Raw genomic sequence first — 22,412 nt, 5'->3', positions numbered from 1 at the left:
CAATAGTAGGTACTCTTTCGTGCAGCAATTATTGCAATCCCATTTCGGTTTCAGTGAATTTCGCCCTGGCCAAGAGCAAGTTGTGACAGCCATTCTTAATGGACAAAGCGCCGCGGCAATATTCCCTACTGGCTCGGGGAAATCGCTCTGTTATCAGCTGCCTGCGCTTTGTTTACCCCATTTGACCTTAGTCGTATCTCCACTACTTGCATTGATTCAAGATCAAATTAATTTTCTTAAGAGTAAGGGCATCGCAGCAGCGAGCATAGATTCAGCTCAAAGTCGGGAAGAAGCGAATGACGTCATGAGAGGCGTTCGCACCGGCGAGATAAAGATTTTAATGATCTCAGTAGAGAGGTTGAATAATGAGCGCTTTAGGCAGTTTATCGCTGAAGTAGCAATTTCGCTCTTAGTGGTCGACGAAGCTCACTGTATTTCTGAATGGGGTCATAATTTTCGTCCTGATTACCTTAAACTGCCAAGGTATCAACAGGAGTTAAATATTTCTCAGACCTTACTGTTAACCGCGACGGCGACACCTAAAGTGATCCAAGACATGGGCAGTAAGTTTGGGATCTTGCCTGAGAATGTGATCCTGACAGGTTTTTATCGACCTAACCTGCATTTAGCGGTCAAGGGCGTGAGGAGTAATGAGAAAATCGATGTGCTTTCTCACTGGCTACAAAGTCGACTCAACAGCTCTGGAATTATTTATGTGACTCTTCAGCAGACTGCCGAGCAGGTTGCCGCACAACTTAGTGCTCGAGGGATAGCGGCTAAAGCTTATCATGCTGGCATGTCATCCGATGTTCGCCAATCAATTCAGCATGAATTTATGTCTGGTGGTCAGGGGATTATTGTCGCCACAATTGCGTTTGGTATGGGCATTGATAAGAGTGATATACGGTTTGTCGTTCATTATGATCTGCCTAAATCAATCGAAAACTATGCGCAAGAGATCGGACGAGCAGGGCGTGACGGTGGTGAATCTGATTGTCTGGTGCTGGCTAATGGGGATAACTTAAGCACATTAGAAAACTTTGTATACGGCGATACACCCGAGCCTAGTGGTATTGCAGTGGTACTAAAGGAGATCAAGAAAGCGGCAAGTAACAGCACGGGTAGTGCCAATCCTCAATGGGAAATTGTGCTCAATAGTCTCTCTAACCAATCCAATATACGGCCTTTATCTTTGAAGACTTTATTGGTGTATTTAGAACTACTAAACATCATTAAGCCAACGTATAGCTACTTTGCTGAGTACAAGTTTAAATTTCTTATTCCAGAAGCGGAGGTTGTTGAGTATTTCAAAGAGGAGAGGCGTGACTTTATACGTGCTTTGTTCTCAACCGCTGACAGAGCTAAAATCTGGTCCAGTGTCAATTTTGACGCATTAAATCAGCATTATGCAAGTGATAGGCAACGAGTGTTAAAAGCGATCAATTACCTCGATGAAAAGGGAATGATTGAACTGCAAAGTAAACAGATGACGCAAGTTTATCAAGTTTTAGATAGCCAGTTTGATGAGCAAGCGCTGACAGTGACCTTGTCTTCACGTTTTTCCGATAAGGAAGTGAGTGAAGTTGCCAGAATCAATGAGCTCGTGGCATTGTTTACCTCTACTCAATGTTTGAGCCGACAACTGGCTCATTATTTTGCTGACGAGCAAATGATACAAGATTGCGGCGTGTGCTCCGCGTGTCGAGGTGAGCCCGCTATTTTCCCGCCAGCTCTTTATGTTAAGCCGCTTAATGAATATGACTTTCATCAAGTCTGTTCTGCTGCCGTGGTAAAACTCGGTACAGCCTGTACGCCTGTGTTGCTCACGCGTTTTCTGTGTGGTTTGACCACGCCAATGTTCACTAAACTCAAGATGAGATCCTGTCCCGGTTTTGCACAATTTGAGAAATACCGATTTGCTGATGTAAAGTCATGGGCCACTACAAATTTACCGGGAATGGCGATGTTGTAACGCTATGTTTCAACATCGAGACAGATGCTGAAAAATGTTGTGATACATGGTTTACTGTGTCGCAAAAGATAATACCAATCAGTATAAAGATTTGATCGCTCAGCGAGAGTTTAGCGGTGCTGAGGCAAGGTAATTAATTGCTCCTGCATTAATGACATTCACCACATCCATGTGGCTTGCAACGAGTGAAGAGCATAGTTATTCTACGGTTAAGCTCGTTAACACAGGATCAGAACCGCTAAAACTCGCCTGTAAGGAGTGTTTTTGGCTGCCTACTTCTACGTTGAATGAACTCATAAGGGAACAACCATTATGTCTTCCATTCGCCTTGAATTAGTTTGCCAAAAGACACTTTGAGTAGATCAACTTCTTATACTGATTGGTATAGCCCTCTTTTTAAACGTAAAACTAAAATAATAATGAATTGGGAATAGGTATGAAAAAAGTAAAATTGTCATTGATCATCGGATTAACACTGGCGGGATTGACGGCGTGTCAGTCAGCGGATAATACGCAAGCTCCGCAAGTTACGGCGTCACAAGAGCGAGTCAGTTTCAGTCAGTTCTCATCGCAGTTTGTTAATCAGTTTTGGCAGGAATCACCGACTTGGGCGCTATACAGCGGCTATCATAAATATGACGGTGTGTTAAAAGTACCCAATGATGAAAATCGTCAATTATCAATAAAATTCAATGAGCAACAACTGGCGAAATTGGCCAAATTTGATATCGCAATGCTCACAGCTAATGAATTGATTGATTACCGTTTAATTGAAAACCTATTACAGCGGGATTTATGGGACATCAATACCTTTAAGTCCTGGCAATGGAACCCAAGTATTTACAATGTCGCTGGAGGATTTGCCCAGCTGATTAATGAAGATTTTGCTCCACTTGATTCTAGACTTCGCTCTGTGCTTTCTCGAATGGAAAATGTGCCTGCTTATTATGAAGCTGCGCGCAGTAACATTGCTAACCCTACGCTGGAACATACGCAATTAGCTAAGATGCAGAACCAAGGTGCGTTTTCGGTTTTCTCAGAGGACTTACTGGATAAAGCAAAAAACTCAGGATTGACAACAGAAGAGAAGACATTGTTCACCAAACGGTTTAACGCGTCAACGAAGGCCATTAATGAACATATTGAATGGCTGTCAGCGTTAGAAACTCAATTAGAAAAAGAGGGGGCGCGCAGTTTCAGAATTGGTGAAGAGCTTTACGAACAGAAGTTCTCTTTTGATATTCAGGCGGGCATGAGCGCTAAAGCCCTCTATGAAAAGGCATTGGCTGATAAGTCTCGAGTTCAGGAAGAGATGGCTAAGATCACTACCCAACTTTGGTCTACTTATTTCACTACACCTCAGCCAGTGGATAAGAACAAAGCCACACGGCAATTGATTGATAAACTCTCCTCTAAACATGTTAAACGTGACGCGTTTGTCGATGAAGTCAGGGCTCAGATCCCTGAGCTGGTAAAGTTTGTTAATGACAACAACTTGGTGACACTTAACCCAGAGAAACCACTGGTTGTGCGCGAAACGCCTGAGTACATGCGCGGTTTTGCTGGTGCATCTATCAGTGCGCCAGGTCCTTATGAGAAATCGAGCAATACCTATTACAACGTCACACCGCTTGATGCCATGGATGATGAGTCTGCTGAAAGCTATCTACGTGAATACAACCACTGGATATTGCAGGTGCTGAATATCCATGAAGCTATTCCTGGTCATTACACTCAGCTGGTATATTCAAACGAGTCACCGAGTTTGATAAAAAGCTTGTTCGGTAATGGGGCAATGGTCGAAGGCTGGGCGGTATACACTGAACGTATGATGCTTGAAGAGGGCTATGGTAACTTTGAGCCTGAGTTGTGGTTGATGTATTACAAATGGAATCTCAGAGTTATCGCAAATACCTTGCTTGATTACAGTATTCAGGTGAAAGGCATGACTGAGGAGGAGGCGATAGTCTTAATGACTGAAGAAGCCTTCCAGCAAACGGCAGAAGCTGAAGGTAAATGGAGACGTGCAACACTAAGTCAGGTGCAGTTGACCAGCTATTACTCAGGCTACCGTGAGATTTACGATTTTCGGGAGGAGCTAAAAACCACTGAAGGCGATGGGTTCGATTTAAAGGACTTTCACGAGCAGTTTTTAAGCTATGGCAGTGCACCAGTTAAGTATGTACGTGAGTTAATGTTAAATAACTAAGGCGTATATAAGTTGATTTCACTAAAGCCAGAGATGATCTGGCTTTTTTTATGCCTGTTTTAAGGCTTGTTAACGTTAACTCGCTAGCAAATTCACGATTGATAATAAAAATAACTAGCGATTCACATTTGTCTATAGTACTGTGATGATAATCATTCGTATTTGCATTAGGGTTGTAATGAGAAAAGTTCTGTTAGTTGATGATGATCTTGTTTTTAGGGAGCTATTAGAGCAGGTACTCATGGAAGAAGGTTATCATGTTATCGGCGCAGAAGATGGTATTGCAGCTTTATCAGTATTGGAAAACGAGAGCCCAGATCTGATTTTGCTGGACATCATGATGCCAAACTTAGACGGTTTTGGTTTAATGGAAGCACGAAAAGAGCAGATCCCTGTGATCATCATCTCAGCGATTGACGGTGAAGATGATCGGATTAAAGGTTACGAATTAGGTGCTGATGATTTTCTCAGTAAACCATTTAGTGTCAAAGAGTTATTGGTTCGCATGTCTGCACTGCTGCGACGAGTGGATCTGGTTCGTTCAGAACGAACATGCTCCATTGAGTTAATTAGCGATGAAGTTGAGTTTGATGAACTGCAGCATTGTGTCTCTATTGCATCTAAACGGGTGTTATTGACGCAAACAGAATTTAAATTACTCAAATATCTATTTGAGCGAAAAGGAGAGGTGATCACCAAGCAAGAGCTCCAGCGTAGTGTTTTGCAAAAAGAGCTTGGTCGATTTGATCGAAATTTAGATATGCATGTCAGTAATACGCGCAAAAAACTGGCGGATATTAAATTACCTAAAACCTTAATCAATACCGTTAGAGGACAGGGATACAGCTTTGCAACTTAATGGCAATAAAGTGATACTAAATACGAGATAAAATAGTGTTTATTTTTCATTTTTCGAGCTGTTCTATGCGCCATTTTCGTTTATCCTATGTGTATCAGATAAGCCGTTCACGGCTTATCTTCATTGATAACATAAAGGAAACGTTATGCGGATCAGCGCTAATTTCGATGGTGGTAATATTGAAGTCATCAATCAAGATGACATTAAAGACGTACAACTGGCCATTCGCCCCGACGTTGGTGATGAGTTTTATCAGTGGTTTAACTTCCGTTTAGAAGGGCAAGTTGGCAGTCAATATGTGCTCAACATTGTCAATGCAGGCTCAGCTTCTTATCCTAAAGGCTGGGAAGATTATCAAGCTGTTGCGACCTATGATAGACAGCAATGGTTCCGTCTCCCTACAGAGTACAAAGATGGCAAACTCACTATCACAGTGGATCTTGATTGCGATGCGATCCAGATTGCCTACTTTGCACCTTACAGTTATGAACGTCATCAAGATCTACTCGCTTCAGTCCAAGTCCACCCATTAGTCAGCCTCGAGCATTTAGGGTTAACCTTAGATGGTCGTGATATGACCTTAGTTAAAGTCGGTGATGGCGATGAATCTAAAGCCAACATCTGGATCACTGCTCGCCAGCACCCTGGTGAAACCATGGCTGAATGGTTAGTTGAAGGCTTTTTCAATAGCTTGCTAGATTGTGATAACGTTAATGCTAAAGCACTACTGGACAAAGCAAACTTCTATATTGTGCCGAATATGAACCCAGACGGAAGTGCACGTGGTCATTTAAGAACCAATGCGGTTGGAGTGAACTTGAACCGTGAATGGCAGAGCCCATCGTTGGAGAAGAGCCCAGAGGTTTACTACGTCACTAATAAGATGAAAGAGACGGGTGTTGATCTGTTTTACGATGTGCACGGTGATGAAGGGCTTCCTTTTGTTTTTCTTGCTGGTTGTGAAGGCGTACCATCCTATGACGCACGTATGGCTAAATTGCAACAGCAATTCGTTGACGCACTGTTATTGATCAGTGCCGATTTCCAAACTGAATTTGGTTATGATAAAGATGAGCCAGGTAAAGCAAACCTTACCGTAGCATCAAACTGGGTAGCCGAGACGTTCACGTGTCTTTCAAACACCTTAGAGATGCCATTTAAAGACAATGACAACATGCCAGATCCTATGGCTGGATGGTCACCTGAGCGTTCTATCTATTTAGGTGAAGCGTCGTTGACGGCAATGCTAGCGGTTGTTGATTACTTACGATAACCAATGTTCACCGCTACTAGTAGTAAAGAGTTTGTGCTAGTAGCTCTGCTTTTGAGGTAGTGAGATGGCATTGATAGAATGTCCTAGCTGTAGTAAAAGGATCTCAAGTAAAGCGAGTGTGTGCCAATATTGCGGTAGTCAACTATCGGGTGATACTCAGGTGTTGAGCACCATTAGTCACATTAAACGCTCGAACCAACTTGTTAATCAAGGGCTCCTGTCCATGACGATATTCATTGCTGGAGTCGTGACGTGGTTTTGGGGAGGTAATACAGCCGAAGGTGTGCGCGCTTATATTGCCGTTATCTGCTTTGTGTTGGGCTTTGTTGGTTACCTTATTACTCGCTTGCAAATAGTGATGCATAAACGGAAAAAAGTATGAGTGCAGAAATAAATCAAATTATTGACGAGATGCCAGAGCTGGTTTATGAACGCCTTCGTAGTGGCGTAGAGCTAGGTAAGTGGGAAGATGGCACCTTACTGACAGCAGAACAGCGTGAGTCGACGATGCAACTTGTGATGCTGTATCAAGCGAGAAGGCTTGATCAGACCGATCACTTTACGATTAATCGTGAAGGTAGCGTAAACGAGCTTTCTAAAGCTGAACTTAAAAAGCAGTTTAAAGGCGAAGCCATCGCAGAGTTTAAAGAGAAAGATCTCTGATACCAATCAGTGTAAAGGTGTTATCGCTAAACTCTCGCTGAGTAGATCACTTTCTTATACTGATTTTATATCGCAACAAAAAAAGGCTGAAGAGTGATCTTCAGTCCTTTTTTGTTCTTTCTTTAGTGCCTTTTCTGACTAGTCTTCAGTCAATTCACCCACTAAATCTTGCTGCATAGCGGCTCGAACTTCATCTGGCGTCAAAGATTTTGATAGCAAGTAATGCAATTTAGCCAATGCTGCTTCTGTAGTCATGTCAAAGCCACTGATCACACCAGCCGCTTCTAACGCGTGACCGGTTGCATAGCCTTTCATATTAACCTTTCCCTGTAAGCACTGAGTTAGATTCACCAGAATAATCCCACGCGATGAGGCCTCTGTTAATACTTGTAGCAGGGCGGGATTTTGCGGTGCATTACCGACACCGTAGGTCAGAATAATGAGTGCTTTGACGGGTTGCTGTAAAATATTTGCAATGACAGAGGTCGTTATCCCAGGGTAGAGGGTGACAACACCGATCGGTTGTGGACTGATGGTGGCCACTTGCAGCTTTTTACTGCCAGTTTGTGCAATCTTTCCTGCCTTTACGCGGATTTTTATACCGGCTTCAAGTAACAATGGAAAGTTGGGTGATGCAAAAGCGCCAAATCCATCGGCATGGGCTTTGGTAGTTCTGTTGCCTCTGAACAACTTATTATTGAAGAACAGACAAACCTCAGCAATGGGATAGTTTGCTGCGATGTAAAGCGAATTTAATAAGTTGGTTTGTCCGTCAGATCTTAATTGAGCCAATGGGATTTGAGAGCCTGTGACGATCACAGGCTTCGAGAGCCCTTGTAACATGAAGGAGAGGGCTGAAGCGGTAAAAGCCATGGTGTCAGTGCCGTGTAGGATAACAAAGCCGTCATAGAGGTCGTAATTGGCTTTAATGTCGTTAGCAAGCCTCTGCCAATCAGTGGGGGCCATGTCAGAAGAGTCCATTAGAGGACAATACTCATGAATAACAAAATCGGGCATATCTTCATGGAAGAATTCAGGCATAGAATTCACACAATTGGTGAGAAAGCCTGCTACGGGAGCAAATCCCTGTGCGGTTTTTTGCATGCCTATGGTGCCGCCGGTGTAGGCAACGTAGATGGAACGTTTTGTCATAATGAACTTCTGATGGTCACTGATGGGCTGAAGTATACTTGCTTGGAGCGTTGAGCCCAATGGCATTAATGAATTAAAGGCTGTTATTGTTCAGGAGTGCATAAAAAAAGCCCGATAAACTCACGTTTATCGGGCTTAACGATTTTTAATCGCGGGACTTAGAAGTCACAATTGTCGCAGTACAGGTACATGCCTTTAGGATCATCGAAGGATCTGAACTCATCTATCGCACTAGACCATTGTGAGAATAGTTGCTCAAGTACCGAGTTATTGCCTGACGATTGTGGAAGGTGCATTGCGACTGAGGCGAACATCTCTTGCACAAACTGTTCTTGAGGCGTTAGCTCCTGCTCAATTATTTCGCTGTCAAAGTCATCCAGTTCGGCCATCTCAGCGGCCTTCGCGACCGCTTGTTTTAGATCGCCTAACTCATCAACTAGACCTAGCGAGACAGCTTTTTTACCAGACCAAACACGACCTTGGGCTATGCTGTCTACATATTCTAGACTCATGTCTCGTTCGGTTGAGACCAGTGATATAAAGTCGCTATATCCACGCTCAATATGACGTTGAATGACATTTTCTATTTCTGGTGTTAAGCCTTTCGTGACTGAAACACCAGCCCATTCCGATGTCGCCACACCATCTGTGTGCACGCCTATGCTGGCTAATGAGTCTTCAAAGGTGGTTATCATACCGAAGATACCAATTGAGCCAGTGAGCGTGGTGGGTGTCGCATAAATGTAATCAGCACTGGCTGAGATCCAGTAGCCACCTGATGCGGCGTAACTGCCCATACTGACAACAACAGGCTTACCCGCAGTTTTAAGTGCTAACACTTCTTGACGTATTTGCTCTGAAGCAAAAGCACTGCCACCAGGGCTATCAACGCGCAATACAACCGCTTTTATGTCGTCATCAAAACGTGCTTTTCTCAGTAAGTCAGAGGTGCTTTTTCCACCAATTGCACCAGCAGGTTGGTTACCATTGAGAATGGTACCTTTGGCTACGATAATACCAACAGTATCGCTAGTGAGCAGTTGGGGGTGAAGTTCAGTAAGACTGAGATAATCGTAGAAACCAATCTGCTTAAAACTGTTACCGTCATCAGCTTTGCCGACCAAATCAAGCATGTTGAGTCTGAATGATTCAGCAGTAGCTAATTCATCGACCCAGTTCATGTTCAGTGCCATCTGCGCCGATTGTCCATCAGCTTTATCCAGCTCGACCATGTACCGCTTTGCACTGAGTACTAGATTTTCATCAGCGATGTCACGGTTGACGGAAACGACATCCTCATAACTTCCCCAGAGATCAGTCATCAAGGCCAGATTCGCCTCTTTCGCCGCAGGGGACATATCGTTGCGGATATAAGGTTCTACTGCCGATTTGAACGTGCCAACACGGAAGATGTGCGCGTTGATCTTCAGCTTATCTAATGCCGACTTATAATACTGTCGATAGCGGCTTAGGCCTTCCATTTCAACGCCGCCTTGGGGGTTGAGGTAGATGGTGTCGGCAAAGCTTGCTAGAAAGTACTGATTTTGACCATACCAATTTGATGTGGCAATAACAGGCTTACCAGATTCTTTGAAACGAGACAATGCATCGCCAATAGATTGCAATTTGCTGATCCCAGTCCATTTCAGGTGTCCAGTTTTCAAGACTATTGATGAGATGCGAGTGTCGTGAGCGGCGTTATCAATGACGTTAAGGACATCTGCCAGCAAAATCTCGCCATCTCTGGCATTAGCATCGCTGTTCTGCATCGCCGCTTTGAATGGGTCAACTTGTTTCTGTTGTTCAACAATAGAACCCGATAAGTTGAGCACCAATGCAGAGCCAGTCTCAATATTGGCTGTTTCCTCGATATTCATCGCAACAATAATTGCGATAAGAAAACCAAAAAATATAATATTGAGAATTAACTTTCGCGTTCCGTTTATGGCTTTCCATAAAAGCACAAATAATCTTTTTATTAATGAGGGTTTTGCCGACATTATCCAATCCTTTATTACTTCAATAACACTATGCTAACTGAAATTTCTCCGATAGGGAAAAATCAATTGTAATGGAATCTAACCATATTGCTGGTAACTACTAGTTGAGCTTAGTTATGACAAGAGGTATGCTGGTTTAAATCAGTTGTTTTAAAAGGATGTTTGAATGTCATTTCCGCATTTACTAGAACCCTTAGACCTAGGCTTTACTCAGTTAAAAAACCGTGTGCTTATGGGATCCATGCATACAGGATTAGAGGAAGAAAAGGGCGGTTTTGAGAAACTGGCACAATTTTATAAAGAACGAGCGATTGGTGGCGTAGGGCTGATTGTGACCGGTGGGATCTCCCCAAATTTACGTGGTCGATTAGCGCCAAATGCTTGCCAACTGAGTTTCCCATGGCAAGTAGGCAAACATCAAGTTGTAACAAAAGCTGTCCATGAGGCCGGTGGTAAAATCTGTATGCAGCTTCTTCATGCCGGCCGCTATGGTTATCATCCGTTTTCTCAAGCGCCGAGTAAAATTAAATCCCCGATAACCCCTTTTACACCTTCTGCTATGTCCGCAAGACAGATCCGCGGCACGATTAAGGATTATGCTTCATCCGCTGCGTTGTCTCAAAAGGCGGGTTACGATGGCGTTGAAGTGATGGGGTCTGAAGGCTACTTGATTAACCAGTTTGTCTCATCTCGCACCAATGTGCGTGACGATGAATGGGGCGGTAGCTTCGAGAACCGCATCAAGTTTCCTCTTGAAATCGTTCGCAGTATCAGAAAGCGTGTTGGTGACAACTTCATCATCATTTTTAGACTTTCAATGCTCGATCTTGTGGATAACGGTTCTAGCTGGGATGAAGTGGTTGAACTTGCTAAATTGTTAGAGAAAGCGGGCGTGACCATCATCAATACGGGAATAGGTTGGCATGAGGCCAGAGTGCCTACGATTGCGACTAGCGTGCCAAGAGGTGGCTTTGCTTGGGTGACTGAACGTCTCAAGAAAGAGATGAATATTCCACTGGTAGCAACCAACCGCATTAACACGCCTGAAATTGCAGAACACATTATAGAATCTGGTCAAGCAGATATGGTCTCCATGGCGAGACCTTTCTTAGCGGATCCTGATTTCGTCAATAAAGCGGCTGCCAACACCTCTGAGCTTATTAATACCTGTATAGGGTGTAATCAGGCCTGTCTTGATCATACGTTTGCGCTTAAACGTGCAACGTGTTTGGTTAACCCTCGAGCGTGTTATGAGACTGAAATCAATTTCACCCCCACAGCCAAAAAGAAGCGTATTGCAGTGATGGGAGCGGGACCTGCTGGTATGGCATTTTCAGTTTATGCTGCGACTCGTGGGCATGAGGTTGTGCTGTTTGAAGCGAAGTCAGAAGTCGGCGGTCAGTTCAATCTAGCACGTAAAATTCCAGGTAAAGAAGAGTTTAATGAAACCATACGTTACTTCATTAATCAGATGAAGCTGCATAATGTCGAGCTGCGTCTTAACACTAGGCTCGATGCCTCTGTGATTAGGGATGAACAGTTTGACGAGATAGTGATGTCTTCAGGTGTTGTTCCAAGGGAGATAAAACTGCCCGGTTTCGATGATCCTAAAGTGGTGAACTACCAGCAAGTACTCAATGGTGAGGTCACCCTTGGTGAAAGTGTTGCTTTGATTGGCGCTGGCGGTATCGGTTTTGATATGGCGCATTATCTCTGTGAGCCTGAATCAACCACATTGCAACCCGATAAATGGTTAAAGCAGTGGGGGATCGACAAGGACTATTCTGAACGTGGCGGGTTAATTGAGCCGGTTGAAGCCAGTGAGCATCGCGACATCTATCTGTTACAGCGTAAAACGACCAAGATGGGTAAAGGCTTGGGTAAGACAACAGGTTGGATACATCGATTGGTGCTTAAAAAGCATCAGGTAAAGATGAAAACGGGCGTTAACTATCGTAAGTTCGATGAGCAAGGTCTGCATATCACGATAGCTGAAAAGGATGAGGTGTTGGCCGTCGATAATGTGGTGTTATGTGCCGGACAAGTCTCGAACCTTACATTGCTTGAAGAGATGAAAGCCACTGGCTTACCGGTCCATCTTATCGGTGGTGCTGATGTTGCTGCAGAACTTGATGCCAAGCGCGCTATTCGTCAAGGGGCTGAGTTAGCGATTAAGCTTTAGCTTGGATTTATGAATATAAAAAAGGGTCAACATGTGTTGACCCTTTTTTTATGGTTGTTTCACAAATACTGAGGTGTATTTATATCGTCTCAGGATCGGATATCGGGCTATCTGGATTTTGGTTTTGATTCTCAGAAGCCGCATGTGTTGATTGGCTTCGTTGAACGAGCTTGATGCCTTGAGCAGAGAGGTCGAGATTAAGATCTGAGCTGGGAGTACAACAGCAGGGCAAACATTCATCTTTTTCGAGATGCACCAAAGGCTCGGTATGATAGGTCACCGAACCACTGATCACCTTGGTTTTACAAGCACCGCAATATCCATTGCGGCACTCGGAAAACATCTTCACTTTCTTTTGTTCCAACGCCATCAACAAATTAGTGTGCTGCTGAGTAAATAGCAACACAGGTTGGCCTTGTAGGCTAACGATTGGCGCTTTTAGAAAAAGAGGATTAAAGGTCAAAGTCTTCGAACTCGCTTTCATCGATTGATGAGTCAATTTGGCCAACAAGATAAGAAGAGACTTCTACTTCTTGTGGAGCAACTTGAACCGAATCACTCTCTAACCATGTTTTCATCCAAGGAAGTGGATTGGTTATTACTGGGTATGGCAGTGCTAAGTTAACTGACTTCATGCGCTCGTTAGTGATGAACTCAACATACTGGCATAAGATCTGCTCGTTTAGACCGATCATTGAACCGTCTTTAAATAGATATTTTGCCCACTCTTTTTCCTGCTCTGCTGCTTTAACGAAAATATCAATAGCTTGTTGCTCACACTCTTTCGCTATCTCACCCATCTCTGGATCATCTTTACCCGCTTGCATGATTTTAAGAATGTGCTGAGTACTGTTTAAGTGCAACGCTTCATCACGTGCAATTAAGCGAATGATTTTGGCGTTGCCTTCCATCACTTTACGTTCTGCAAATGCAAAAGAGCAGGCGAAGCTAACATAGAAGCGAATGGCTTCAAGTACGTTAACTGACATCATGCACAAATAGAGGGCTTTTTTGATTTCACGTTTAGTGACAACAAGCTCTTTGCCATCGATAAGATGGGTACCTTCACCTAATAGGTGAAAGGCCTGAGTCAATTTAATTAATACATCGTAATACGCAGCAATGTCACTGGCACGCTTTAGAATCTCATCATTTTCAACAATATCATCAAAGACAATTGATGGGTCATTGACGATGTTACGAATAATGTGTGTGTAAGAACGTGAGTGAATAGTTTCAGAAAATGACCAAGTTTCAATCCAAGTCTCAAGCTCTGGTAACGATACCAATGGCAAGAAAGCCACGTTAGGTGAACGTCCCTGAATTGAGTCAAGCAAGGTCTGGTATTTCAAGTTTGAGATGAAGATGTGCTTTTCATGATCAGGAAGGGCTGCATAATCAATCTTGTCTTTACTGACGTCAACTTCTTCAGGACGCCAAAAAAATGAAAGTTGTTTTTCAATCAATTTTTCAAACACTTCATATTTTTGTACGTCATAACGAGCGACGTTGACGGACTGTCCTAAAAACATAGGTTCAAGACGGGCATCATTAGGTGTTTGACAAAAAGTAGAATAGGCCATGGTTTCTTCCAGAATATAGGGGCTTAATGCCCCTATTTAAATTGATAACAAGCTCAATACTAGCAATGAGCCTTGATTGATCTTGTTAGATCTTGCACGCGCCGCCGGCACAATCATCGTCTTCTTTCTCGACGCTGACCATATCATCATGATTATCAGAGGCACCATCACGTGTGTTGTGATAGTAAAGTGTCTTAACGCCCAGTTTATAGGCATTTAAGAGATCTTTAAGCAGGACTTGCATCGGTACTTTCTGATTAGGAAAACGCGATGGATCATAGTTTGTGTTTGCCGAAATAGCCTGATCAACAAACTTTTGCATGATACCGACAAGTTGTATGTAACCATCGTTGTTTGGCATCTGCCAAAGCAGCTCATAGCTATATTGATACTTTTCAAAATCGGGTACAACTTGCTTCAGCTGACCATCTTTACTCGACTTAACACTAATAAGACCACGTGGTGGCTCAATGCCGTTGGTGGCATTAGATATTTGTGATGACGTTTCTGATGGCATCAGCGCTGAAAGTGTCGAGTTACGTAAACCGTGAGTCACGATATCTTGACGTAATGTTTCCCAGTCCATATGAAGCGGTTCATTACAGATCCCATCCAGAGCACGCTTATATGTGTCAATAGGCAGCACACCTTGAGAATAAGTCGTCTCGTGGAAAGCAGGGCATGCGCCTTGCTCTTTTGCCAAGTTCATTGATGCTTTCAATAGGTAGTATTGAATGGCTTCGAATGTCTTGTGGGTAATGTTATTTGCCGAGCCGTCAGAGTAACGTACACCTTCTTTGGCTAAGTAATTAGCAAAGTTGATCACGCCGATACCTAAGGTACGACGGTTCATTGATGATTTTTCAGCAGCAATTAACGGGTAATCTTGATAATCAAGCAGATTGTCCAGTGCACGCACAGCAAGATCAGCCAGAGGTTCAAGTTCTGATAGATCTTTGATTGCCCCTAAGTTGAGCGCCGATAGAGTACAAAGTGCGATTTCACCATCTGGATCATTCACATTGTTCAAAGGCTTCGTCGGCAATGCAATCTCAAGACAAAGGTTTGACTGTCTGATTGGTGCGACTTTACTATCAAATGGACTGTGAGTATTACAGTGATCCACGTTTTGAATGTAGATACGGCCAGTAGATGCACGTTCTTGCATCATCAAACCAAACAGTTCAGATGCTTTAATTTGTTTCTTACGGATACTCGGGTCTGCTTCATATTGCAGATAAAGACGGTCAAACTCATCTTGATCTTCAAAGAAGGCATCGTACAGTCCAGGTACATCAGATGGACTAAATAAGCTGATCACGCCGCCTTTAATAAGACGTTGATACATGAGTTTGTTGAGCTGCACACCGTAATCTAAGTGACGAATGCGGTTATCTTCAACGCCTCGGTTATTTTTAAGCACTAACAGAGATTCAACTTCAAGATGCCAAATAGGGTAGAACAGGGTCGCAGCGCCGCCACGAACTCCGCCTTGCGAACAAGATTTAACCGCTGTTTGGAAATACTTGAAGAATGGCAGACAACCAGTATGGAAGGCTTCACCACCACGTATAGGACTACCTAATGCGCGAATTCGACCCGCGTTAATGCCGATACCAGCACGTTGACTGACATACTTAACGATAGATGATGACGTTGCGTTAATAGAATCTAAGCTATCTCCACACTCAATCAATACACATGAGCTGAACTGACGTGTAGGCGTACGCACACCTGCCATAATAGGCGTTGGCAGAGATATTTTAAATGTTGATACAGCATCATAAAAACGCTTGATATAACTTAAACGCGTCTCACGTGGGTAGTTAGCGAATAGACACGCTGCCACTAAAATATAGAGGAACTGCGCGCTCTCATAGATCTCGTGAGTAACACGGTTCTGAACGAGGTATTTCCCTTCTAGCTGCTTTACCGCTGCATAAGAGAAATCCATGTCACGCCAGTGATCGATATAGCCATCTAAGATATCTAACTCTTCACGGCTGTAATCGTGCAGGATATGGGCGTCATATTTTCCCATTTCAACAAGGTTAACCACGTGATCATAGAGTTTTGGTGGCTCGAATTGACCAAAGGCTTTTTTACGAAGATGGAAAATAGCTAAACGAGCTGATAAAAACTGATAATCAGGCGACTCAGGGGAGATCAGATCGGCAGCGGCTTTAATGATTGTTTCATGGATAGCTTCTGTTGGGATCCCATCAAAAAACTGTAAGTGAGAGCGAAGTTCAACCTCGGATACGGATACATTTTTTAGATCTCTGGCTGCCCATGTGATCACTCGGTGTATTTTATCGAGATCGATGGTTTCGCGTTCGCCACTACGTTTTGTGACTTTAAGATTGCTATTCATTAAAGAAAGGTCCTGGTATTTATATGTGTGTCGCTGACTGAGATAAGTCGGCTCTTAAATTCCATGTAAACAATCAAAACGTTCGAAGAAACTGGTGATTTTCATCATAAGAAATGAACAGTTCCTTGTGCCTCTGATTGTATCTTACACACTATATATGGTGTTTTTAAATTTATAAGGTACAAGATAGTGAGGTTAGTGAGATTTTGCAAGTATCAATTTGGCTTAGTTTTTGGGGGCATCTTGTGGATAAGTTGAGGATAAAAAAAAGGGGCAGACAAAGCTGACTTTTAATGACCGTTTCTATTGGGCTAGAGAGCGATCAGATCATTTTCGTTCAAAAAGTGGCTCCACTAAACTTGGTGAGTTTGATTGGCGATCTTTTGGATCAAACACTCAAAAAATCACCTGAGTCGATCTGCTACTTTTCTCTTTCGAGCATCAAAAACTCCATCACATCTTGAGCCGATTGGAAAGAAAAATTACTTGGCCAATCTTGTGGACGAGCATCGGAACCAATGTAGCCCCACATCGCAATGCCACCGAACATATGGGTGTTTGCCGCGGCGACTAAATCTCGTTCAGCATCGCCCAAATAAAGGATATTTTCAGGTGCACAGCCGATTTGCTGCGCCGCCAGTAACATAGGTGCAGCCTTGGGCTTAGACATTAACGTGCTATCGCCACTGATCACTGTTTTCATTCTGCTTGTGAGCTTTAAGGCTTCAATAAGCGGCCGGGTGAAACGGGCAGGTTTATTGGTCACAATGCCGTAGGGAATAGAATGAGCGTCGAGGTAATCGAGCAGTGCAGGGAGCCTATCAAACATCTGACTGTGTGTGCCATTTACCTGAGCATAGTGGCGCAGTAAGCCCTGTTGTATCTCAACTTGTTTAGTTTCATCGATGTTGGGTTGCGCCGCTTTAACAAGCGCTAAACTGCCATCAGAGGCAGCTTGACGCATCTTATTGACAGTGACTTGAGGATAATGGTGTTCGGCTAAACTCAGATTGAGCGCGGCAACAAGATCGGGCGCTGTGTCAACTAAGGTGCCGTCCAGATCAAACAAGACGGCTTTAATTAACGGTGGTTCACAATCGTGAGAGGCATGGGGCATTAATCAGCACTCTTTCTTGTCGCGATCATGTAGTTTACATCGACATTTTTTGTGTAGCTAAAAGTATCGGTCAATGGGTTAAAGGTAACTCCGGTGGCATCTTCACAGAAAAGTTCAGCGTGTTCAGCCAAGGAGATTAATTCTGATGGTTTAATAAATTTATTATGATCGTGGGTGCCAATAGGTAAAAGCTTGAGTATGTACTCAGCCCCTAAAATGGTTTCGACATAAGCACGCAGATTACGGTTTATGGTTGAGAAGAACACATAACCGCCGGGTTTGACCATATTGGCACAGGCTTGTATCACTGAACCAGGGCTTGGCACATGCTCTAACATCTCCATGCAAGTGATGACATCATAGGTCTGAGAGTGGGTTTCACTGTGAGATTCTGCGGTATTCTGGATGTAGTTAACATCTACATTCATCTCTAATGCATGTAATCTAGCAACATCTAACGGTTCGGTTCCCATATCGAGTCCGTCGACGTTAGCGCCAATACGGGCCATGCTTTCAGATAAGATCCCACCGCCACAGCCCACATCGAGAATGCGCTTACCAAATACGCCTCCGCAAGTTTGATCAATATAGTTTAATCGCAGTGGGTTTAATTTATGCAGTGGCTTGAACTCACCTTCAGGATCCCACCACGTCGCCGCCATCTTTTCAAATTTGGCTATCTCACTTGGATCGACATTCACGTTGTTCTGCATATCTTGCTGCACTATATCACCTGAAAAGGCATGGGTTATATTGGCATTATACCTATAGGCATTAATAAGCAAAGGCCAAACAGGAGAGAAATGAACGATATTTTAAACAATTGATTGAATAGCGAACATAGTTTGATTTTGGTCAACAAATTCTTTGATTAATACTTATTTAAACTGAATGATAAATAGGGTCTAGCGACAAAAAATAACTGTGTTAGAATGCCAAATCACGTTTTCAAGCTCGATGATTTCAATTTTCCATTTCGGATATTGGGACGTCGGCTAAATTTCAAGGGATCGAGCAGTTTATGACTGATCTGGCTTCATCTATAACTCCAATTAATATTGAAGACGAATTAAAAAATTCATATCTAGATTACGCGATGAGCGTGATCGTAGGCCGAGCATTACCTGATGTTCGCGATGGCTTAAAGCCTGTCCACCGCCGCGTATTATTCGCGATGAGTGAGCTTAAAAACGATTGGAATAAGCCTTACAAGAAATCGGCACGTGTTGTCGGTGACGTTATCGGTAAGTATCACCCACACGGTGACACAGCCGTTTACGATACGATTGTACGCTTGGCGCAACCTTTCTCTATGCGTTACACATTAATTGACGGTCAAGGTAACTTCGGTTCCGTCGATGGTGATGCCGCAGCTGCGATGCGTTATACCGAAATCCGTATGGACAAGGTCGCTCATCAGCTATTAGCCGATCTTGATAAAGAGACGGTTGATTTTGTGCCTAACTATGATGGCACTGAGTTTATTCCTGCAGTATTACCAACGCGAATTCCAACTTTACTGGTTAACGGTTCGTCAGGTATTGCGGTTGGTATGGCAACGAATATCCCACCACATAACTTAAATGAAGTGGTGTCGGGTTGTTTAGCACTCATTGAAAATCCAGATCTAACCATTAACGAGTTAATGGAATATATCCCTGGTCCTGACTTCCCAACAGCTGCGATGATCAATGGTCGTAAAGGCATTATTGATGCTTATCACACTGGTCGTGGCCGTGCGATAATGCGTTCTAAAGCTGATGTGGAAACCGACGACAATGGGCGTGAGCGCATCATTGTTCACGAGATCCCGTATCAGGTTAACAAGGCTCGTTTGATTGAAAAAATCGCCGAGCTTGTTAAAGATAAAAAAATTGAAGGTATTAGCGGCCTACGTGACGAGTCTGATAAAGATGGTATGCGTATTGTCGTTGAAATTAAGCGTGGTGAAGTAGGCGAAGTTGTACTTAACAACTTATACGCTCAAACACAGATGCAGTGCTCTTTCGGTATCAACATGGTGGCATTGACCAACGGTCAGCCTAAACTGTTTAACCTTAAAGAGATGCTAGAGTGCTTTATTCTGCACCGTCGCGAAGTGGTTACACGTCGTACTGTGTTCGAACTGCGTAAGGCACGCGACCGTGCTCATATCCTTGAATCATTAGCGATTGCTTTGGCGAATATTGACCCAATCATTGCCTTGATTAAAGCCTCTCCAACCCCAGCTGATGCAAAAATTAAGCTTGTTGCTGAAGGATGGGAGTTAGGCCATGTTCAAGGCATGCTTGAAAAAGCCGGTGATGACGCAGCGCGCCCTGAGTGGTTAGAGCCTGAATACGGTATTCGTGATGGTCGTTACTTCTTAACAGAACAACAAGCACAAGCCATTCTTGATCTACGTCTGCACAAGTTAACAGGCTTAGAGCACGAGAAGATCTTAAAAGAGTACGAAGAGCTACTCGAAATCATTGCAGCACTGCTTTACATTCTTCGCAGTTCAGAGCGTTTGATGGAAGTGATCACTGAAGAGCTTAATGAAGTGCTAGAAAACTTCGGTGATGAGCGTCGTACAGTGATTAATGCCAACGAAGTTGACATGAGTCTTGAAGACTTAATCAACGAAGAAGATGTAGTCGTTACGCTGTCACACTTAGGTTATGCCAAGTACCAAGTCCTATCGGATTACCAAGCGCAGCGACGTGGTGGTAAAGGTAAAGCAGCGACTAAAGTGAAAGATGAAGATTTCGTTGAGAAGCTACTTGTAGCTAATACTCATGACACGATTCTTTGTTTCTCTGATTTCGGTAAAATGTACTGGTTGAAAGTGTACCAGTTGCCGCTTGCCAGTCGTACAGCTCGTGGACGTCCAATCGTTAATATCTTGCCACTGTCTGAAGGCGAACGCATTACGGCTATCTTGCCTGTTCGTGAATACGCTGAAGATAAGTACATCATCATGGCTACCTCGCACGGTACCGTGAAGAAAACAGCATTAACGGCGTACAGTAATCCACGTGCAAACGGGATTATCGCAGTGAATCTGAAAGACGGTGATCAGTTGATTGGTGTTGACATTACCCACGGCAGTGACGACATCATGTTGTTCTCTAACGAAGGTAAGGTTGTTAGATTTAACGAGAAAGCTCGTAGCTCAGAAACTGGCGAAGTTAAAATAGATCCTGAAACAGGTGAAGAGATCATTGCGCTACGTGCAATGGGTCGTACTGCAACCGGTGTTCGTGGTATTAAGCTTGAAGACGGACAACGCGTTGTTTCTCTGATTGTGCCTAAAGGCGAAGGCGATATCTTAACCGTGACTGAAAACGGTTATGGTAAGCGTACTGATTTAGCTGAATATCCAGCTAAGAGCCGTGGTACTAAAGGTGTGGTTTCAATTAAAGTGAGCGAACGTAATGGCGCGGTAGTTGGTGCTGTACAAGTTGGCGAAAACGATGAAATCATGCTGATCAGTAACAAAGGCACATTGGTTCGTACCCCTGCAACGGGTGTTTCAAGTATTGGTCGTAACACTCAAGGTGTCACGATAATACGTACGGCAGATGATGAGAAAGTGGTTGGTCTTCAACGTATTGATGAGATTCAAGAGCCAGCTCCTGAACTTGACGAAGAGGGCAATCCAATTATCCCTGCTGTTGTTGATGATTCAGTAGAAACGACATCAACTGATGAAACTCCTACTGCTGACGATGCGCCAGAAGCTGAACCAGCTGAATAATGGCTAAGTTTTTAGTGATATGATTAACGGGCGTCCATTTGGACGCCCGTTTTGTTTCTGTTCTATAAAAAGTATTGAGTTATTTGAAAATAATCTAGGCAGCTCATCACATCCTATGACAATATGTTTCCATTGTGAATTATCATACCAATCAGTATTCGTTAACCCTTAAGGAGAAAGAAGTGAGCACGACATACAATTTTTGTGCGGGCCCTGCAATGATCCCCCAAGCTGTAATGCAAAAAGCTCAGAGTGAGCTACTTGATTGGAATGGTCTAGGTACCTCAGTGATGGAGATAAGTCACCGAAGTAAAGAGTTTATTGCCTTAACTGATCAAGCAGAAGTTGATTTGCGTGAATTGATGTCGATACCTTCCAACTACCATCTGTTATTCATGCATGGCGGTGGAAGAGGGCAGTTTTCTGCTGTTGTAAATAATTTTCTTGGTGATAAAGGAAAAGCGCTCTATCTCATCTCTGGAAGTTGGTCGAAAGCGGCGGCTGAAGAAGCGGTTAAGTTGACCAGTGATGAACAAATTGAAAGACTGAATATTGTTGAAAATAATAATTGCATCAATACCGTTGTTATGCCTCAATTGTCAGGTAATAACGATGAGTATCGTTATTTGCATTACTGTCCAAATGAAACTGTGGATGGCATCGAAATTTTTGAAGATATTGATTGCCCTTGGCCAATCATCGCCGATATGTCATCCAATATCATGTCTAGAGAAATCGATGTGAGTAAGTACGGGTTGATCTATGCCGGTGCTCAGAAAAACATTGGGCCTTCAGGTTTGAGTATCGTCATAGTGCGTGATGACATGTTAAGGCTACCAGCGCTGCCACAATCTTCTATTATGGATTACCGATTGGGCGTTAAGCATGGGTCGATGTATAACACGCCTCCCACATTTGCATGGTATCTTGCCGCAGAAGTGTTTACTTGGCTGAAATCCATTGGTGGCGTGAATGCATTAGCGCAGGTTAATTTGGATAAGGCTAAGTTATTATATGACTTTATCGACAGCAGTGATTTTTATCACAATACCGTTGCAGTGAAAAATCGTTCAGTAATGAATGTAACTTTCTACTTGAAGGATGAGACCCTCAACGCAGAGTTTCTCGCTGAGGCTGCAGAAGCTGGGTTGGTTGCGTTAAAAGGGCACCGGAGTGTGGGTGGTATGCGTGCGAGCATATACAATGCCATGCCCCTTGAAGGGGTTGTTTCACTAGTAAGCTTTATGGATAAGTTTGCGAGTTCTGAACGTTAGATGAAAAAGGCTCCT

Annotated in this window: 16 protein-coding genes; 9 read left to right on the top strand and 7 right to left on the bottom strand. The window is 43.4% G+C overall.

Annotated features, from left to right (window positions below; translation table 11 throughout):
• Positions 1 to 19: 19 nt before the first annotated feature.
• The 6 genes from FN961_RS07415 to FN961_RS07385 all read left to right on the top strand — a co-directional run bounded on the left by FN961_RS07415 (position 20) and on the right by FN961_RS07385 (position 6,976).
• Positions 20 to 1,972: a RecQ family ATP-dependent DNA helicase gene (locus FN961_RS07415; protein WP_143563911.1), complete on the top strand. Its 1,953-nt coding sequence runs from the start codon at positions 20 to 22 to the stop codon at positions 1,970 to 1,972.
• Between the two features lie 436 nt (positions 1,973 to 2,408).
• Positions 2,409 to 4,181 (top strand): DUF885 domain-containing protein, encoded by a 1,773-nt coding sequence (locus tag FN961_RS07405; RefSeq protein WP_143563910.1) that lies wholly within the window; start codon positions 2,409 to 2,411, stop codon positions 4,179 to 4,181.
• Between the two features lie 178 nt (positions 4,182 to 4,359).
• Positions 4,360 to 5,040 (top strand): response regulator transcription factor, encoded by a 681-nt coding sequence (locus FN961_RS07400; RefSeq protein WP_143563909.1) that lies wholly within the window; start codon positions 4,360 to 4,362, stop codon positions 5,038 to 5,040.
• A 145-nt stretch (positions 5,041 to 5,185) separates the two neighbouring features.
• Positions 5,186 to 6,313: a M14 family metallopeptidase gene (locus tag FN961_RS07395; RefSeq protein WP_143563908.1), complete on the top strand. Its 1,128-nt coding sequence runs from the start codon at positions 5,186 to 5,188 to the stop codon at positions 6,311 to 6,313.
• Positions 6,314 to 6,377: 64 nt separating this feature from the next.
• Entirely contained in the window at positions 6,378 to 6,695 is a 318-nt protein-coding gene (locus FN961_RS07390) for a zinc ribbon domain-containing protein (protein WP_143563907.1), read from the top strand.
• Positions 6,692 to 6,976 (top strand): YeaC family protein, encoded by a 285-nt coding sequence (locus tag FN961_RS07385; RefSeq protein WP_143563906.1) that lies wholly within the window; start codon positions 6,692 to 6,694, stop codon positions 6,974 to 6,976. Before FN961_RS07390 ends, FN961_RS07385 begins: the two co-directional genes overlap by 4 nt.
• Positions 6,977 to 7,114: 138 nt before the next feature.
• On the opposite strand, the gene ansA is transcribed toward FN961_RS07385, so the two are convergent.
• Both ansA and sppA read right to left on the bottom strand, forming a co-directional pair.
• Complete coding sequence (gene ansA, locus FN961_RS07380; RefSeq protein WP_143563905.1) at positions 7,115 to 8,128, bottom strand: asparaginase; 1,014 nt, start codon at positions 8,126 to 8,128, stop codon at positions 7,115 to 7,117.
• Between the two features lie 158 nt (positions 8,129 to 8,286).
• Positions 8,287 to 10,128 carry a signal peptide peptidase SppA gene (gene sppA / locus FN961_RS07375; protein ID WP_143563904.1) on the bottom strand — a complete coding sequence of 614 codons (1,842 nt, stop codon included), beginning with the start codon at positions 10,126 to 10,128 and terminating at the stop codon, positions 8,287 to 8,289.
• 166 nt (positions 10,129 to 10,294) lie between these two features.
• Between sppA and FN961_RS07370 the strand changes: the two genes are divergently transcribed.
• Positions 10,295 to 12,310 carry an NADPH-dependent 2,4-dienoyl-CoA reductase gene (locus FN961_RS07370; protein ID WP_143563903.1) on the top strand — a complete coding sequence of 672 codons (2,016 nt, stop codon included), beginning with the start codon at positions 10,295 to 10,297 and terminating at the stop codon, positions 12,308 to 12,310.
• A gap of 79 nt (positions 12,311 to 12,389) precedes the next feature.
• Here the strand turns inward: FN961_RS07370 and yfaE are convergent, their stop codons facing one another.
• The 5 genes from yfaE to ubiG form a co-directional block, all read right to left on the bottom strand.
• The gene (yfaE, locus tag FN961_RS07365; RefSeq protein WP_143563902.1) at positions 12,390 to 12,794 is read right to left on the bottom strand and encodes a class I ribonucleotide reductase maintenance protein YfaE; all 405 of its coding nucleotides are present in this window, start codon (positions 12,792 to 12,794) and stop codon (positions 12,390 to 12,392) included.
• Positions 12,763 to 13,893, bottom strand: coding sequence for a class Ia ribonucleoside-diphosphate reductase subunit beta (gene nrdB, locus FN961_RS07360; protein ID WP_143563901.1), 1,131 nt, complete (start codon positions 13,891 to 13,893; stop codon positions 12,763 to 12,765). The genes yfaE and nrdB overlap by 32 nt, the downstream gene beginning before the upstream one ends.
• An 85-nt stretch (positions 13,894 to 13,978) precedes the next feature.
• Positions 13,979 to 16,267, bottom strand: coding sequence for a class 1a ribonucleoside-diphosphate reductase subunit alpha (gene nrdA, locus FN961_RS07355; protein WP_143563900.1), 2,289 nt, complete (start codon positions 16,265 to 16,267; stop codon positions 13,979 to 13,981).
• Between the two features lie 421 nt (positions 16,268 to 16,688).
• On the bottom strand, positions 16,689 to 17,384 hold the full coding sequence (locus FN961_RS07350) for an HAD family hydrolase (RefSeq protein WP_143563899.1): 696 nt from the start codon (positions 17,382 to 17,384) through the stop codon (positions 16,689 to 16,691).
• Positions 17,384 to 18,097 carry a bifunctional 2-polyprenyl-6-hydroxyphenol methylase/3-demethylubiquinol 3-O-methyltransferase UbiG gene (gene ubiG / locus FN961_RS07345; RefSeq protein WP_143563930.1) on the bottom strand — a complete coding sequence of 238 codons (714 nt, stop codon included), beginning with the start codon at positions 18,095 to 18,097 and terminating at the stop codon, positions 17,384 to 17,386. The genes FN961_RS07350 and ubiG overlap by 1 nt, the downstream gene beginning before the upstream one ends.
• A 308-nt stretch (positions 18,098 to 18,405) precedes the next feature.
• Here ubiG and gyrA point away from each other — a divergent pair, with 308 nt between their 5' ends.
• Positions 18,406 to 21,123, top strand: a complete 2,718-nt coding sequence (gene gyrA / locus FN961_RS07340) for a DNA gyrase subunit A (protein ID WP_143563898.1) — start codon at positions 18,406 to 18,408, stop codon at positions 21,121 to 21,123.
• 182 nt (positions 21,124 to 21,305) lie between these two features.
• On the top strand, positions 21,306 to 22,397 hold the full coding sequence (gene serC, locus FN961_RS07335) for a 3-phosphoserine/phosphohydroxythreonine transaminase (protein ID WP_143563897.1): 1,092 nt from the start codon (positions 21,306 to 21,308) through the stop codon (positions 22,395 to 22,397).
• Positions 22,398 to 22,412: the final 15 nt, after the last annotated feature.

The organism is Shewanella hanedai (assembly GCF_007197645.1).
GTDB classification, from domain to species: domain Bacteria; phylum Pseudomonadota; class Gammaproteobacteria; order Enterobacterales; family Shewanellaceae; genus Shewanella; species Shewanella hanedai.
The sequence above is the reverse complement of the archived record's forward strand: the minus strand, read 5'-3'. Positions and strand labels throughout refer to the sequence as shown.

What these genes read in the sequence shown, in the direction of transcription:
- FN961_RS07390 (WP_143563907.1), top strand. Translation starts at nt 6,378, where the DNA reads ATGGCATTGATAGAATGTCCTAGCTGTAGTAAAAGGATCTCAAGTAAA.
- FN961_RS07385 (WP_143563906.1), top strand. Translation starts at nt 6,692, where the DNA reads ATGAGTGCAGAAATAAATCAAATTATTGACGAGATGCCAGAGCTGGTT.
- yfaE (WP_143563902.1), bottom strand. Translation starts at nt 12,794, where the DNA reads ATGAAAGCGAGTTCGAAGACTTTGACCTTTAATCCTCTTTTTCTAAAA.
- FN961_RS07400 (WP_143563909.1), top strand. Translation starts at nt 4,360, where the DNA reads ATGAGAAAAGTTCTGTTAGTTGATGATGATCTTGTTTTTAGGGAGCTA.
- ubiG (WP_143563930.1), bottom strand. Translation starts at nt 18,097, where the DNA reads ATGCAGAACAACGTGAATGTCGATCCAAGTGAGATAGCCAAATTTGAA.
- ansA (WP_143563905.1), bottom strand. Translation starts at nt 8,128, where the DNA reads ATGACAAAACGTTCCATCTACGTTGCCTACACCGGCGGCACCATAGGC.
- FN961_RS07370 (WP_143563903.1), top strand. Translation starts at nt 10,295, where the DNA reads ATGTCATTTCCGCATTTACTAGAACCCTTAGACCTAGGCTTTACTCAG.
- gyrA (WP_143563898.1), top strand. Translation starts at nt 18,406, where the DNA reads ATGACTGATCTGGCTTCATCTATAACTCCAATTAATATTGAAGACGAA.
- FN961_RS07395 (WP_143563908.1), top strand. Translation starts at nt 5,186, where the DNA reads ATGCGGATCAGCGCTAATTTCGATGGTGGTAATATTGAAGTCATCAAT.
- nrdB (WP_143563901.1), bottom strand. Translation starts at nt 13,893, where the DNA reads ATGGCCTATTCTACTTTTTGTCAAACACCTAATGATGCCCGTCTTGAA.
- sppA (WP_143563904.1), bottom strand. Translation starts at nt 10,128, where the DNA reads ATGTCGGCAAAACCCTCATTAATAAAAAGATTATTTGTGCTTTTATGG.
- FN961_RS07350 (WP_143563899.1), bottom strand. Translation starts at nt 17,384, where the DNA reads ATGCCCCATGCCTCTCACGATTGTGAACCACCGTTAATTAAAGCCGTC.
- FN961_RS07405 (WP_143563910.1), top strand. Translation starts at nt 2,409, where the DNA reads ATGAAAAAAGTAAAATTGTCATTGATCATCGGATTAACACTGGCGGGA.
- nrdA (WP_143563900.1), bottom strand. Translation starts at nt 16,267, where the DNA reads ATGAATAGCAATCTTAAAGTCACAAAACGTAGTGGCGAACGCGAAACC.